This is a genomic window from Spirosoma fluviale, assembly GCF_900230225.1.
GTDB lineage: Bacteria > Bacteroidota > Bacteroidia > Cytophagales > Spirosomataceae > Spirosoma > Spirosoma fluviale.
Genome location: NZ_OCNH01000002.1, coordinates 1,302,691 through 1,318,007, shown reverse-complemented (window position 1 = coordinate 1,318,007; position 15,317 = coordinate 1,302,691). Strand labels below are relative to the sequence as shown.

Genomic DNA, 15,317 nt, shown 5'->3' with positions numbered 1-15,317 from the left:
CTATGGTTACATATCAGAATTAGAAAACGTTGGAATAGTTTAGTAAATCTGAATATAATCTTAGCATAACCCAATAAATAACAACAAACACTAGCTCAACCTGTCTAATCTCATTAGGTTTGGCATCATCCGAACAAGCTCATCCGGATGTATCCTCTGGTAACTGTAATAGGTGTCTAGCTAATGTCCATTCAATTTTGGCAGCATCGATAACGTTATGGCAGCCTCCTGACGATCATCAATCTCTCGAATCTAATTACCAGATACTATTGACTTATGGAGCCCTCTCTCCTGACTTCCTGATTTCTTTGGTGAAAATTTAACCAGAATACCAAAGTCGATTTTATTTAACAAAATGCGCTATTTAGACACAAACAAATAGTATATACGCATTACTTAAACTACTGTAGATCGTTTCGTTATTACTTGTAAACAATACAAAGAGTAATCATTAGCCAATTCTTCCGAAACGATACATGGAATTATAGTTAAGCAACCAATTTACTAATTAGCTTAATAATATTAAAAAATCATTGCCTACATTAGGCACAGATAATTTAAATTGCCTTAATTTCCAGGTTAAATACTTATTTAATTTACCAATAATACTAATTTGCAAACTTATGAGTTTTTGGCATGTACTAAGTTTAGTGAGGTGAATCGTGTTTATACAAGTAGTGTTTGAACGGATAATATACAAAACCTGTAATTAGCGTAACGTATGGCTTCAGATAACGAATCGAATACAGACGAGGATCAGACAACACTACAAAACTTTGAGAGCTGGCTGGCCCTGTATCGGAGCCGAGTGTATGAAACCTATCTGTCCAGATCAACCCCCGAGCCCCAGCCTGATACCCCACAGGGACTAACGAAGACCAAACCGAATAAACCGACTATTCTGGTCATCGAGGATAATGCAGATGAGTGGTTCCTGATTCGGTGGGCCTTACTCCAGCAGTTTCCCGTCTCACAGGTGATCTGGATTGCCGAGTCCAGCCGGGTGATGCCTTACCTCAACAAATGTGTTCAGCGTGAAATCGACTTGCCCCGCCTGATCCTGGTCGATTTATACTTACCTACTCCACAATCCGGACTGAACACGCTGAAAAAGATTAAGCAACATCCGACATACGGGAAAATTCCTACGGTTATCGTTAGCCGCTCCAATAACCCCGAAGATATCAGGAGCGCGTTTACCTATTCCAGCAATTCATACATTGTTAAACCCTTTACGTACAACGAATGGCGGGAACGCTTTTCCATGCTTCGTACGTACTGGACGGAGTAGAAAAGCGTATGGTTCTGCCGGGACAATTGCCCTAAACCCGCGCCAGAACAATAAGTACCAGACCTACCCCATAAGCCGTACCCATTAACCACAGGTAGCGGCTGGCTTTGGGAGGTGCATCTTTAAACTCATGCCAGACAAACAGTCCCCAAAGGACGGATACAATCGTAGCGCCCTGGCTAAGGCCATACGATACGGCATCGCCCGCCTGCCCGGCACCCAGTAGCAGCGTGATCATGCCCAGCCCCCAGATTACGCCCCCACCCATACCAGCCAGGTGTGCCTTGAGCGGAGTTTGCCGATACGTGGGCTGACCCTGTTCATCGGTTTGCAAAAATCGCCGGACAAGGTACTCCACGAGTGGATTGCCCAGGTTAACGCCCAGCGCAAACAGCACCAGACTCGTATAAGGAGTCAACAGACCCGACTCGGGGTTTTCCAGATCGGTAACCAGCGACTCAGCCGTGATGCGAAAGAAAAAACCTGCCACCAGCCCACCGGCCAGCGCAATCCAGATGCCTCGGTTAGTAGACGATGAGGTATCGGTATCGTCCTGCCCCTGTTTGGTTCGATAGGCCAGTGCGCTGAAGACCATAGCCAACAGAATAGCTCCCGCTCCTGCCACCAGCAATGGAATGCTTCCTTTTGGTTCGGCCAGGTAATTGACAACTAAACCAATAGCGAGGGATAAGCCTGTGCCCACGGGCATGGCAATGGAAATACCGGCTATACCAATGCCAACCGTAAGCAGCATATTGCCGATATTGAACACCACACCGGCCACCAGAGCAATTAACAAACTGCTTACCTGCGCCTGTTGTAAATCGGCGACCAGTGAGCGACCCTCTTCGCCAAAGCTGCCCAGCGTAAACCCGATCGCCAGCGATGCCAGGAGAATACCATAGACATAGTCCCGGTAAAAGACATACAGGGGCGACGACTTGGTAACGTACTTCTGGGCGTTGGCCCAGGAACCCCAGCAGAACATGGTAAACAGACAGAGCCCAATGGCTACCGTTGGATGGTTGGTGACAAACATAGGCAGTAGATTAAGTGACTGAGCCGAACCGGATGAGAAGCACCAGCTTCTGCATAGACAAGGCCGGACGTTACTTTGTTTAAGTTGCCATTATTCGGAATACGCTTCCTCATTCAATGGCAATAAGCGGGCTTTCACACGCCCATCTTTGGCCAAATGCCTCCGTTCATCAACTCAGGCACTCCGTTATTTAACTGCAACTGGCTTGTGGAGCCTAAAACCCACAATTTTGATTCAACAAACGAATGAAACACCTTCCATTTTTATAACTTCCACCTTCCAATATCCCCATCATCCAGTCCATGCATCTACGTCTCCTCTTCCTTAGCCTGTTCGTCCCCATCTTTGCCCATGCGCAGCTCGCCCAAACACTTCGGGGCAGGGTGGTCGACAAAGAATCCAAATACCCCCTCGTTGGCGCCACTGTACAGGTGGTCGATCAGTCGGTGGGTAGCATCAGCGATACCGCCGGAACGTACCGTATTCCGAAGGTTCCCGTTGGTCGGCGGACGGTTAGGGTTACGCTGGTGGGCTACAAAGATGTGCTGCTCAACAACATCATTATCGACGCCGGTCGGGAAACGATTCTGGACGTCGAACTGGAAGAGAACATTCAGCAGTTGAGTTCCGTTACGGTCAGGGCGCAGCGCACGGGTGAGGCCCGCAACGACATGGCTGTGGTATCTGCCCGGCAGTTTACCGTCGATGAAGCCGACCGATACGCCGGAAGCCGGGGCGAACCGGCCCGTATGGCCTCTAACTTTGCCGGGGTGCAGGGAGCCGACGATTCACGAAACGACATCGTGATCCGGGGCAACTCTCCGCAGGGCGTTCTCTGGCGGCTGGAGGGCGTCAGCATTCCCAACCCCAACCACTTCGCCATTGCCGGTACATCGGGCGGCCCGGTGAGCATCATCAACAACCGCTATCTGGCCAACTCCGACTTTTTCACGGGGGCCTTCCCCGCCGAGTTCGGCAATACCGTAGCCGGGGTGTTTGACCTCAAGCTCCGTAACGGCAACAATGAAAAGCACGAGAAAACGGTACAGTTTGGCTTTCTGGGCACCGAAGCCATGGTAGAGGGGCCTTTGTCCCGCAAGTCCGGCAAGTCTAGGTCGGGTGCTTCTTACATGGCCTCGTTTCGGTACGCCAACCTGGGGTTGTTCAACAAGATCGGGCTGGACATTGGTACGCAGGCGGTACCTTCCTATCAGGACGGTTTTTTCCGGTTGAATTTCCCGCTGAAAACCCGCACCGGAGCCCCCGCCGGGAGTATTGCACTCTGGGCGCTGGGCGGCACCAGCACGGTAGATATTCTGGTGAGCCAGCAAAAAGCCGACGACCGGAATATTTTCGGGCAGAACGACCGCGACCAGTATTATACCTCGCGCATGGGCGTAGCCGGGCTGACCTATACCCGCCCGGTCAGTAAACGAACGTTCTGGAAAACCACCCTGGCCGTATCGGGTAACGTGCAGGATGCCAATCACGATTATCTGTTTTTACGAAAAGACGGCAGCGGCAATCCCATTGTGCAGAACAGCCGGTTTGTGATCGACTCCCTCCGTCCCATTCTCGACTACCGTTTCAAGGAAGTTCGCTATACGCTTTCGTCTTTTGTGAACCACAAAACCGGGGCTCGCAGTACGCTTAAAATCGGTCTGAATACCGATGTCTACAACTTTACGGCCTTTGATAGTGTGCGGACCTTCGAGCCGCCAACATCCACGCGCTTTACGGGCTGGCAGACGCGCTGGGACGCCAACGAAACCTTTGCGCTGCTGCAACCCTACGCCAGTTACCGTACCCGCCTGACCAGCAACCTGACGCTCACCGCCGGATTGAACGCCCTCTTCCTGACGCTGAACGCCAAAAGTTCATCGCCCGTTGAACCCCGGCTGGGCCTGAGTTACGACCTGCCTAACCGCCAGAAACTGAGCATAGCCGCTGGCCTCCACAGCCAGATGCAGCCGACGTACACTTATTTCCTGAAAACACCGAACCTGGTCTCGTCGTCGTACCCGCCCCCGCTGGTGGAGGAAAACCGAACGGTAGGACTCACCAAAAGCTGGCATTATGTGGCGAGTTACAACCGCCTGCTGGGGCAGACTATGCGTCTGCTGCTCGAAACGTACTACCAGCGGTTGTTTAATGTACCCGTTGAGCGGCTCGCATCGTCGTTCTCCATGCTGAACACCGGCGCGGCTTTTTCCCGCATATTCCCCGGTGCGCTGGTTAACACAGGGGTTGGGCAAAACTATGGGGTGGAGCTAACCCTGGAAAAATTCTTCAGCGATAACTACTACTTTCTGGTTACGGGCTCGCTGTTCGATGCCAAATACAAAGGGTCGGACAACGTCTGGCGCAATACTGACTTCAACGGCCGGTACGCTTATAACGCCCTGTTTGCCAAAGAAATCCCTTTCAAACGATCCAGCCTGAGCGTAGGAGCCAAGTTTACGTCCACCGGCGGACGCTGGTACGGTCCCGTCGATGAAGCCGCTTCCCGCCGAAATCAGGAAATTGTCTTTGCCAGTGCTACCCGCAACAGCCTTCAGTTTGCGCCCTACCGCCGGTTCGACATCAAGATCGACTACAAAATCAACCGGCAGCGGCTCACGCATACCATCGCCGTCGATTTCGTGAATGTGCTGGGCATTAAAAATCTGCTGTCCCTAAGCTACGCGCCCCAGCCCGATGGTACCTTTGTGAAGCAGGAATACCAACTCGGTTTTCTGCCCGTATTTTACTACCGCGTAAACTTCTGATTAGTCCGTATGATTTTTGATGCGATTGTTGTTGGACTGGGCGCGATGGGCAGTGCCGCCCTCTACCAGCTTGCCCAACAGACCCCCAACGTGCTCGGGCTCGATCAGTTTGCGCCCCCGCACACGCTGGGCTCTACGCACGGCGACACCCGCATTACCCGGCAGGCCATTGGCGAAGGGGCTCACTTCGTACCCCTAGCCCTGCGCTCCTACGACATCTGGCGCGAACTCGAACAACGCACCGGCGAAGAGCTGCTGACCATTACGGGCGGGCTGTTTATCGGGCAGGAACACTCGCCTATCCAGATGCACAACAAACCCGGCTGGCTCACCACCACCATCCGGGCAGCCGAACAGTTTGGTATCGCCCATCGGTTGCTCGACAATACCGTCCTTCGGCGGGAGTTCCCTCAGTTCAGATACAAGCCCAACGACATTGGTTATTTTGAAGAAGAAGCTGGCTTTCTGAAACCTGAACGGTGTATCTCGGTTCAACTCGAACAGGCCCGTCAGCACGGAGCGTCGATCCGAACCAACGAACGAATGGTTGCTTTCGACGCCAAAAAGGCGGGTATTACCGTTCGGACGGAGCAGGGCGTTTACCAGACTCGCAAGCTGATTTTAACCACCGGTTCCTGGATTACGGAATCCCTGCACGACACCCCCTACCAGGATGTGCTTACGGTTTACCGGCAGGTGCTTTACTGGTTTGATATCAACGGCGATTACACCCAGTATATGCCGGATAAGCTCCCGGTTTTCATTCTGTGCGAGCGAGACCTTTATGGCTTCCCGGCCGTGGGCGGCCCCGCTGGCGGATTGAAAATTGCGACCGAAACCTACGCCCAGGCTACAAATCCACAGGTCGTAAACCGCACCGTCAGCGAAACCGAAACACGACGCATGTACGAACAGCACATTGCCCCCAACTTTGTCGATATTGGGCCTGGGTGTGTTAAGTCGGTTGTATGTCTATACACGATGACCCCAAACGGCGATTTTATCATCGACCAGCATCCGGACCATCCCGATGTATTGTTGGCTTCGGCCTGTTCGGGGCATGGCTTCAAACACTCGGCGGCCGTTGGCCAGATTCTGGCCGAATTAGCCTTACAAAACCGAACTGAATTTTCAATTCAGCCTTTTCAACTGCGCCGTTTCGGTGATTCGCTGTAATCTTAGGACATGACACTGCGCTTAACTTCATTATTCCCGTTAATACGTCCTTCGTTTGTATGACAAAAAAATCTCACCCCAGTTTATACAACGTCTTCAACCCTTCCCGAAGCGATGTCGGTTTTCGACCGAGCAGGTTTTCCAGATCCGGGCTCACCTCGTCTTCCTGACCGTTTTTAATGTCGGTCAGAAAACCGATAACCCGCTGAACAACTACAGCAGGTACACCACGCCCCGCCAGTTGCGCTTCGAAGACCGATGGCTCAGCCGGTGCATACTGTACAGTTTTACCGGATAAGTCCGTTAAGGCAGCGGCCACATCGGCGAACGAATAAGCCTCGCTTCCGGTGAGTTGGTAAATCCTGCTACCACTATCATTGGCTGCCAGTGCATTCGCCATCGCTTCGCCCATTTCGGCTCTTAGGGCGAAGGGTACTTTCCCCTGACCGGCGGGCAGATGAATACCCCCGTCGAAAACGTTAGGCCCCACAAACTGCGGAATGGCATCCATATACAGCACATTGCGAAACAGCGCATAGGTCAGGCCGCTCGTCCTGATGTAGTCTTCCGTCCGAAAATGCCCTTCCATAAGCTGATTAGCCATCGTGCTTCGATCTTTCAACGTTCGACTGGTGTAGGCGATAAACGGAACACCGGCTCTTTTGGCGGCATCAACAACGTTGGTGTGTTGCTGAACGCGTTTGTCCTCATCCGTCCCGGCAATCAGCAGGACCTTTTCTACACCCTTCATCGCCCGGTCGAGCGAGGCCGTATCATCGTAACTACCAACCCGGATGGTAACTCCGCTTGCTGTTAACGAAGCGGCTTTACTCTTGTCACGTACCAGGGCGGCAATCTGGGATGAAGGCAGTTTTTTGAGCAGAAAATCAATAGTGGCGGAGCCGAGCTGGCCCGTTGCGCCGGTTACAAGAATCATGTTCGTTTGGGTTGATGGAGAAAGATTGTGCTTAACGGCCAGGCATTATCTGACGTAGTCACTGTTGACACGCAGACGGTCAGCCCTTGTAAACAGTCGCAAATTCCCGGGCAAAATCGTCCAGCTTCGTGGCACCCAGCGTTGTTGGTGGATTCAGGTAATAATCCCGCGACAAAGCCCCGTTACGAACGCTGGCAAACATATCCACAAAATTAGTCGCCAGTTGGGGCGGTACCCCGTTCGCTTCCAGACCGCTTTGCATCTGCTCATCCGAGATAACCGTCCATGCCAGGTCCGGCTTGCCAATGGCCTCGCCCAACATACGGGCGATGTCCGTCCCCGTCCGTTCATCACTGGCAATATAGCGCACGGTATGGCCGGTCGTTTCTGTTGTAAGTTCTTCCGCAGCCACAGCGGCAATATCGATCGGGGCCACCATAACCAGCTTGTCGGTTCCCCCGTAGTTGGCCGCGATGCTCCCCGCTCCTTTTATCATACCGACAAAAGCGTACAGATTGTAATAGAAATACGTCGGCCGTAGATACGTAATGGCCACATCTGTCAGCTGGCCCAGGATGCCTTCTACATCATGCGCACCGAGGATGAGCCCGGTACCCTCGTCCAGATCCGCGCCGTAGCTGCTCAGGTACACCACCCGCCGGACGCCCGCCTGCATGATGGCCTGCGCGTAGTTGCGGCCTATCCGGCCATAATACGCCCGCACATCGGCGTCAGGAAAGTTAGGCGGCACCATCGCATACACAGCATCGGCCCCGGCAAAGGTGGCGGTCAGGAAGTCGACGTCTTCCAGAGTACCGATAGCCGCTCTGGCGCCCAGTGCTTCGATATCCGTTTGCTTTTCGGGCTTGCTGCTAATCACCGTAATGGTATGCCCCTGTTTGATCAGGTCAATGGCTAGTGGCTGGCTGATGTGTCCTAACGAACCGGTTACTACAATGTTCATAGTTCTGATTTTTTTACAAAGGTCCGCAGCTACCTGAACCCCGCTGTAATCGAATCTATGGTTGTTGTAGTCAAAACCAGCATTTCAGCTTAACCGAGCGGAAGACGCCGATCCATTCAGCATTGTTCGCACCAATCCGTAGCCGGGATTAATTAACGTGACTATATTCCTGGGTGGTTTTGCCGGTATAGGTACTCAACACATCCGACAGATAATTAGGCGACAGATGCACCCGCGAAGCAAAATATTTCACATCAGGCAAGCCCGCCGGGATTTAGGGATGTAGCCGTTTAACTATATCCGTCTGCAGGCATGTAATGGCGTATGATAATCTTCAATGCGCACAACAGGAATTAACTCAGGTATCTTCATGCCTATTTTAAGTTGCGTATACCGTACTTCTACCATCAACGGCTTGTTCCGTAGCGAAACATAAAACATTTACTATTCTAAATCGATTCTGTTCTTTACAGAAGACCGATTATGCGGAAAGCAACCTACACAAACCGATTTAGATGATAAATTTATCCAGCATCTCCTCCAACCTACCCTCTACCCAGCCTCAATGGGTAAAGCGTTTTGCCAAGCTTGGCCTGGCGGCCAAAGGAGTTGTTTACTGCCTGGTTGGTATATTAGCGTTTATGGCTGCTTTTGAAATTGGCGGCAGTTCGGAACGTAATGTCACTAAACAGGGAGTCTTTCGATTCATACTGGCTCAACCGTTTGGCCAGATTTTGCTGGCACTGGTGGCCGCAGGTCTGGTCTGCTACGCCCTCTGGCGGCTAACGCAGGCTTTTCTCGATAATGAGCACAAAGGGACCGACGCCAAAGGCATCGGTCGTCGGTTAGCTTATGGCTTCAGCGGGTTGGTCTATGGGTCTCTGGCTTATGGTTGTTTCCGGATGGTAATGGGAAGCCAGAGTAGCCAGAGCGGGGATAGTTCGCGCCAGACCGTCGTTCGGGAAATACTACAGAAACCGTTTGGCCAGTGGCTCGTCGGCCTGATTGGCGTATCGATCATTGGCATCGGGTTGTACCAGATCTACCGGGCTTTGTCGGGTAAATACCTGAAAAATGTCCAGACCTCGTCCATCAAAACGGAACTGAAGGAGATGATTATCCGGTCCGGGAAGATTGGTTATATTGCGCGGGGAATCGTCTGGGGGCTGATCGGATACTTATTTATAAAAGCGGCCCTGGAGGCTAATGCCAGCGAAGCAGGAGGCAGTAGCAGTGCTTTTGTCTTTCTGGAGAAAGTCAGTTACGGCTCGTTTCTGCTTGGCGCCGTCGCGCTGGGCTTGTTTTGCTACGGTATATTCATGTTTGTACGCGCCCGGTACGAAGTTATCAACACGAGTAGCTAGATCACCCAGACCGTAGGCTACGGATAGTAGTTGACAGTTATCAAAACAAGCCTTCAAAACAAGCTCATATAAGCAGCATATACATGAATGCTTGTTCGTCTCGCATAGAAGCGATTTGTGAGACGATTATTGTTAACAATTGTCAAGTGCCCAGTGGTCGGTGCGCCGACCCGCGTCTGCCAGTCGCCACCGCAGTCCAGTTAGTAGCCTACGTTTACATAAGATACGATTGTCCTGCTGATAAATTTGAAAGCTCAAAATAGGCCTACTTTATAGTGGTAATACTTTCTTCAGGGTTGTAATCAACTGGTAGATCATCCGCCATTAATTCCCACGCCCAATACCCCTGACTACGAATACTACGAGGAGGCCAAAACTGCCCACTTGCCTCCACCGTGACACTGGGCTCCAGCATCCGAATGAGGGTCTTTTGAAACGCGTCACTATTGGTGTAAGGCGACGAACGCTGCGTTCGCTGGTACTCATACGGTTCCCTTTCTTTGGTATAGATCACTTGAATCAAGTCCGTAAAAGTAACCACGGGCTGCAGGGCCGTTGACCGAACCGTGTCTAAAAAGTGCCTGTAAGCCGCCATGGGTAACGATACTAACCGCTTCGGGTTGGTTAATGAGTTGACCGATACGGCGGTGTCGGCCGGTAAACCAACCAGCGTTACCTCCCCTCGCTTGTTTTTTCGCTCAACAACTTGCTGAACGCTGAAACCTTCCTGAGCTAATTGACGACGATAGAGAGCTCGTCCGAAATGCATGAGAGATCCCAGGTAAGCACGTCGGCGATTCGCCTGCCAACGTTTAGCTTCCTGCTCATCGCCGGGTGTTAGCGGCTCAAAAACAGGATCACCCTGATACGCTATTAAATTAGATGCCTCGGTATACGAAAAATGGTCTAACTGAAATTTTATCCGGTAGCCTAAGGCTTTGTTTTCAATGAGTAAAGGTTCCTGAGCGGTAGCATGGAGTGTATCGGTGACCTGATTAAATAACAGCGCCTGGGGGTTGAGCAAGCGGCATAGCCGGGCGTTTTGGCTTCTTCCAATAAAGAACGCAGTGAAGAGTTCCAGTTGCTTAGCCCGTTCAGGACTTCCCCGCCGACGGGCTTTTACGGTAACAGCGTCCAACTGATTATCAAGTGGCTTAAGCAAAAATCGGTATGTCTTCTGATCCTGTGTTTGAATGGTTGTCTTGAGGGTAGTAAACCCAACGTACGAGACAATCAAGTCAAATTTACCAACGGGTGCGTCAGGCAGGGTAAATGAGCCGTTTTCATCCGTCACGGTACCCTTGGTTGTCCCAGAGAGAAAAACGTTGGCAAAGGGTAAAGCTTCCTGATTTTTACCATTCTGAACTCGCCCTTGAATCGTCGTTTGAGCCCAGTTAAAATGAGTCACCAACGACGTAGCGAAACAGATCAAAATTGCTCTAAAAACCATATGTTGATAAAGGATTTGGGGTGGTCGTATGGTCTGAATCAAGTTTACCGCAGGGGCAGCTCGAACGTATAATTAATCGGTACGCCTTCGCTGGTTAAGCCTTGCACAACAAGCCGGAGCCGCCGTGCCTGATCACTGAGGGGAAAATTTAACCGGGCCTGCCCGTCTTGGTCACTTTGCCCCAGCGGCTGCCAGAATAATACGTCGCGCCGGTCGATGTGGGCGGCTTGCTCGGGCAGTTCGTAACGGGGGGTATAATACTGTCTGGGTGGAGCCAGCCCCCTGACCAGGGTAACCGGTCCGGTTGATTTCTCCACTTCGTTTCTCCCCTTGAGGGTATAAATAGCAATCACGCCATTGGCACTCCGCGCTCCGTAGATGGCCGCCGTGCCCACATTTTTCAGTAGTTCGATCCGACTGACCTGACGAGGGTCAAGCTCTGCTACCGTTGCCGCGTCCGTGTAGACCCCATCCAGTATATAAAGAGGGGTTGGGTCGCCATTGACAGGCCCTCGTTTCAGTTGATAGATGCCCGGTACCCTTTTCAAGAGCTCACCCATGTTCGGGGCCGATAAGGCCGAGCTGTTCCCTTCAACGACCAGGGTGTTATCGGCCTCTCCATGCAGGCTGGCTCGCACAACATCAGGGGGGCGTTCGCTCACTTGGAGCCTGGCTGCCCGCACCATCACCTCCGCCAGTTGGCGGGCCGTCGAATCCCGGTACAGAGCCGGCCACTCGGCTTGCCGACTAGCGGCTTCCTGTGTCCAGCGAGCCAGTGCTGACCAATCGGGAGAGGGTAGCTTCGGAGCGGCAAAGGGTTTTCCGGGTGGATCGAAGCGGATGACCGATCCGGTTGTGTTGGGCGTGGCCGCCCGCACCTGTACGGTGTCGGCAAGCAGCAGCCCCGTGATTCGGAAAGCACCCTGTGCATCGGTCGTTAACCGACGTACCAGTTTCACGCCCTGGTATTCCAGCGACAGACTCACCACTTCGTTCTTCAGGGGCCTACCCCGGCTATTCCATACCCGCCCGCTCAACTGCCACCCACCCGTTGTGTCAACCGGATCCACCGCCGGTAGCCGACGCCAGCCCTGGGTAAGCAGCAGGTTGTCCAGATCACCCGCGTGCTCGGGCACCAGGTAGTGGGCCGGGGACTCAATCGGGCCCCATAATCCTGCTGTTAGCAGTAGCCACGTGCGCAGGTCAGCCCCGCTCGTATCGGCGGGCAGTTGATCGGCGTCCGTCACGGCCGCCGACCAGGTAGCTACTACGGGGTAGTTTTCGGGATCACGAAACTGCAGACTGATGGCCACCGGTTCACGGGGGGCGTAGCGGACCTGGCCCATCAGCACCCGCATCTGAACGGCCCCGGTTCGCTCGGGCACGAACACCAGCCGCTCGGCCCGGGCCCGGCCGGTGCTATCCCACAGCGTCAGCCGAAACACGCCCGGCCGGAGGTTACCGGTGGGTAAACCAAACCGGGCTTCGCCCCGGCTTAGTTGCCAGGCCTGGCTGTAAACCAATTGCCCCTGGTTTTGCAGCGTGATATAGACCGGCTGGTTCTGGTAGCGTCCCGTTGCCCGCACCCTGACCAGTAACCGGGCACTGTCGGAGAGCGCATCCGCCCCCAACGCCCAGCCTTCAGGCTCGGCTGCGGGTAAGATAATCGCCTGTTCCCGGCCGCCAGGGTGGGTAGCAACGAGCGCGGTGTAGCGTTTGCCCATCACTGGCGTCAAGGTGACCTGCCCCATGCCCAGGGCGTTGGTGGTAAATGAGCCCACTTTCTGTCCATCCTCATCGACGATGTATCCCTCCACGGCCCGGCCCCGCCCGTTAGGTTGCACAACCTTCACCCCCAGCCGCCCGGCTACGCCCACCAGCCAGCGCCCCCCTTCGGGCAGGAACTGCACATCCAGCGAATCGGTGGTCATTGGGTTCACCACTGGCGCGACCGCCGAACCATTGGTGTGGGGAAGCCGACTGTTATACACCGTCAATATACGCTCAAAGCCGGGGCCACTGGACAGGGGATCGGTGTCGGTGTAGGCCCGCAGGCGGTAGTTCCCGCTGGTGAGGGAATCAGATAACTGAAAGCGTCCCCCGGCCCGACCTTCGGCGAGGGGTAACCATTGATGATCGACGGGCCGACCGAGCGGATCGACAAGCTCTACCTGCAAGCTTGGCCCGCCGGAAGCCGTTAGGGGCAACTGGCGGGTGGGATCAAGCACGTAGGCGCTGAACCAGACAGGATCGCCCGTGCTGTAGAGGGCCTTGTCGGTATGAATAAATATCAACGGAGGCATGCGGCTCAACTGCCGCTGCTGCCTACTCTGGAGCGAGTCGAGCCGCCCATCGGGGCGCAGGGTTCGCCCCGCCAGTATTTCAGTCGGGGTTACAGCCCGGCGGTCCGCTGGAACCCAGTCGGCGGGCAACAGTGTAGCCAGCCGGTCCTGCCCCAGGTAACCCCGGGCATCCAGACCCTGACCCTGGGTAACCCACCCGTCGGTCGTCAACTCGAAGCCTTGCCGGGGCAGCAGCAGCATCGAATACGCGTAGGGCGAGTCCTGGTAGGGCGAGTTTCGGGCATAAATCCGGTTATAGTAGACCTCCAGCGGCTGGGTGGATACCAACCGGCGCTCGAAGGGCAGGTCGCCGGGCCGGAACAGGGCCAGTGCCTGTTGGGCTCCGATGGGCTCCCGCTCGGCCAGGCGGATCAGGGGTAGGGCCTGGTTACCACCGCTTCCGCCATCGGTCACCAGCGGACTGCGGTATACGGTGAAACCCTCCTGGACGTGGGTGCCCGTAAGCAGACTAGCCAGCAGATGATGCAGCGAACCGCGATAGGCTTTGAGTCGATTGGCCTGCCAGCTGGCTCCCTGCCGGGCGCTGGTGGGCGTCAGGTTTTCAAAGCGGCAGTCACCGGCAAAATCCATCCGGCCCCTGTAAAGGTCGAAGTGCCGCAGCGTGTAGTGCAGCCGGTAGCCCAGGGCCAGGTTATCGATCAGCAGGGGCTCGCTGGCCTCGGCCTGTAAATGACCGTTCTGCTCGGTAAATTGAAGCACACCGGGATTAGTGATACTGGTAAGCCGGGCGGGGGGGCGGTTGCCCAGTAACTCCCGGCTGAAGGTCCGAAACTGCCGCTGCCAGGCGCCACTCCGGCGGGCCGTGACGGTGATGGCTGACAGATCCTTGCCCGAGGGCTCTAGCTTCAGGTCGATCTGGTAAGGGCGGGCTTCACCCAGCTTCAGCGTCTGATGAGCGGTTGTATAGCCTAGCGCGGAGCCCACCAGTTGGTGGGTGCCCAGAGGCAGGTTGGCCAGCCGATACAGGCCGTTCTCATCGGCGGTCGTGCCACGAGTACTGTTGTTGAGGTAGATGCTGGCAAAGGCCAGGGGTTGACCCGTCCTGGCGTCGATGACGTGACCGGTGAGGCTAGCCGATGGTGTTTGGGCAACCAACCCCTGTAGGAGCAGCCCGTTGAGGAGTAGCCCCCATAAGCAGGTCCATTTCATACGTACCTTGTGAATAGCGAAGTTGTCAATCACTTTGTGGGGCCTCATTCCCGAAAATTCGCCCGCTGAGTCTCAAATCAGGGGTACGACTAGCCCCTACCCGCAATCCGGGGTTTACCGCCCCCCACCCTACGGTCTGGTTGTACTGGTCTCCTTTAAAGCAACGGTCGTCAACCGGTTACCTCTATAGGTTAACAACGCTAGCTTTTTATCATCTCATACTCACGTTCTGGCGTTCAAGCCCAATTACCGACTAAAATTGGGCGCATTTTAAGTCATAGCCAAGCAGAAAAGTAATAAACTTAATCAATTAAGTAATATCCCCCTCGCTGAACCGACTGATACTATGGGCGTTCGTTGCGGAGTTGCTGATTTAGTTCAAGCAATTCTTTCGTTCGCTGTTAACAGTGTTCCAGATCTCATTAGAAGTTTATACTGGCGAAGTTCCTGAAGCAGGGGTTGGGCCTCGCGTTGCCTGCGTATCAAGGATCCAAATTTCATGTCGTTGGCGCTTAGGATACGGCATTCAGAGAACGGAAAGGGAAAACTTACCTGAGTGAAGGGTTGAGAAAGTAAAACACTCAAATATAGTAGTAATACTATCAAAATTACAAAAAGAACAGTTGATAAACGTGTTTTTTTATACTAGTTCAGGCTGTTCCAGCGGCTGGTTCTCGTTTTTGAAAAAAACCAGGAAATAAGGATTATTGAACGCAGTCGTTTCCGGCTAAAGTTGGTAACCTGCTCGGGCGGAATTTAAACAACCTTTTCATCGGGTGACGGTACTCTTTACAAGAACGTGACGGGGTTCAGACG

The 15,317-nt window shown here is 53.7% G+C and carries 9 protein-coding genes; 4 read left to right on the top strand and 5 right to left on the bottom strand.

The genetic code is table 11. The annotated features are described in order from the left end of the window. The first annotated feature begins 721 nt into the window (after nucleotides 1-721). Nucleotides 722-1,291, top strand: a complete 570-nt coding sequence (locus CRO74_RS15920; protein ID WP_245877868.1) for a response regulator — start codon at nucleotides 722-724, stop codon at nucleotides 1,289-1,291. 31 nt (nucleotides 1,292-1,322) lie between these two features. On the opposite strand, the gene CRO74_RS15915 is transcribed toward CRO74_RS15920, so the two are convergent. Continuing rightward, nucleotides 1,323-2,330, bottom strand: a complete 1,008-nt coding sequence (locus CRO74_RS15915; RefSeq protein ID WP_097127001.1) for a GRP family sugar transporter — start codon at nucleotides 2,328-2,330, stop codon at nucleotides 1,323-1,325. 302 nt (nucleotides 2,331-2,632) lie between these two features. Between CRO74_RS15915 and CRO74_RS15910 the strand changes: the two genes are divergently transcribed. Further along, nucleotides 2,633-5,098 (top strand): TonB-dependent receptor, encoded by a 2,466-nt coding sequence (locus CRO74_RS15910; protein WP_097127000.1) that lies wholly within the window; start codon nucleotides 2,633-2,635, stop codon nucleotides 5,096-5,098. A gap of 9 nt (nucleotides 5,099-5,107) precedes the next feature. Next, nucleotides 5,108-6,274, top strand: a complete 1,167-nt coding sequence (gene solA, locus CRO74_RS15905) for an N-methyl-L-tryptophan oxidase (protein WP_097126999.1) — start codon at nucleotides 5,108-5,110, stop codon at nucleotides 6,272-6,274. A gap of 73 nt (nucleotides 6,275-6,347) precedes the next feature. Here the strand turns inward: solA and CRO74_RS15900 are convergent, their stop codons facing one another. After that, complete coding sequence (locus CRO74_RS15900) at nucleotides 6,348-7,211, bottom strand: SDR family oxidoreductase (protein ID WP_097126998.1); 864 nt, start codon at nucleotides 7,209-7,211, stop codon at nucleotides 6,348-6,350. 79 nt (nucleotides 7,212-7,290) lie between these two features. Continuing rightward, a complete protein-coding gene (locus tag CRO74_RS15895; protein WP_097126997.1) occupies nucleotides 7,291-8,175 on the bottom strand; it encodes an NmrA family NAD(P)-binding protein in 885 nt (294 codons plus the stop codon). 515 nt (nucleotides 8,176-8,690) lie between these two features. Between CRO74_RS15895 and CRO74_RS15885 the strand changes: the two genes are divergently transcribed. Next, nucleotides 8,691-9,539, top strand: coding sequence for a DUF1206 domain-containing protein (locus CRO74_RS15885; protein WP_245877867.1), 849 nt, complete (start codon nucleotides 8,691-8,693; stop codon nucleotides 9,537-9,539). Between the two features lie 265 nt (nucleotides 9,540-9,804). Here the strand turns inward: CRO74_RS15885 and CRO74_RS15880 are convergent, their stop codons facing one another. Next, complete coding sequence (locus tag CRO74_RS15880) at nucleotides 9,805-10,989, bottom strand: carboxypeptidase-like regulatory domain-containing protein (protein WP_097126996.1); 1,185 nt, start codon at nucleotides 10,987-10,989, stop codon at nucleotides 9,805-9,807. Between the two features lie 44 nt (nucleotides 10,990-11,033). After that, complete coding sequence (locus CRO74_RS15875; RefSeq protein ID WP_179830215.1) at nucleotides 11,034-14,501, bottom strand: carboxypeptidase regulatory-like domain-containing protein; 3,468 nt, start codon at nucleotides 14,499-14,501, stop codon at nucleotides 11,034-11,036. Between the last annotated feature and the right edge of the window lie 816 nt (nucleotides 14,502-15,317).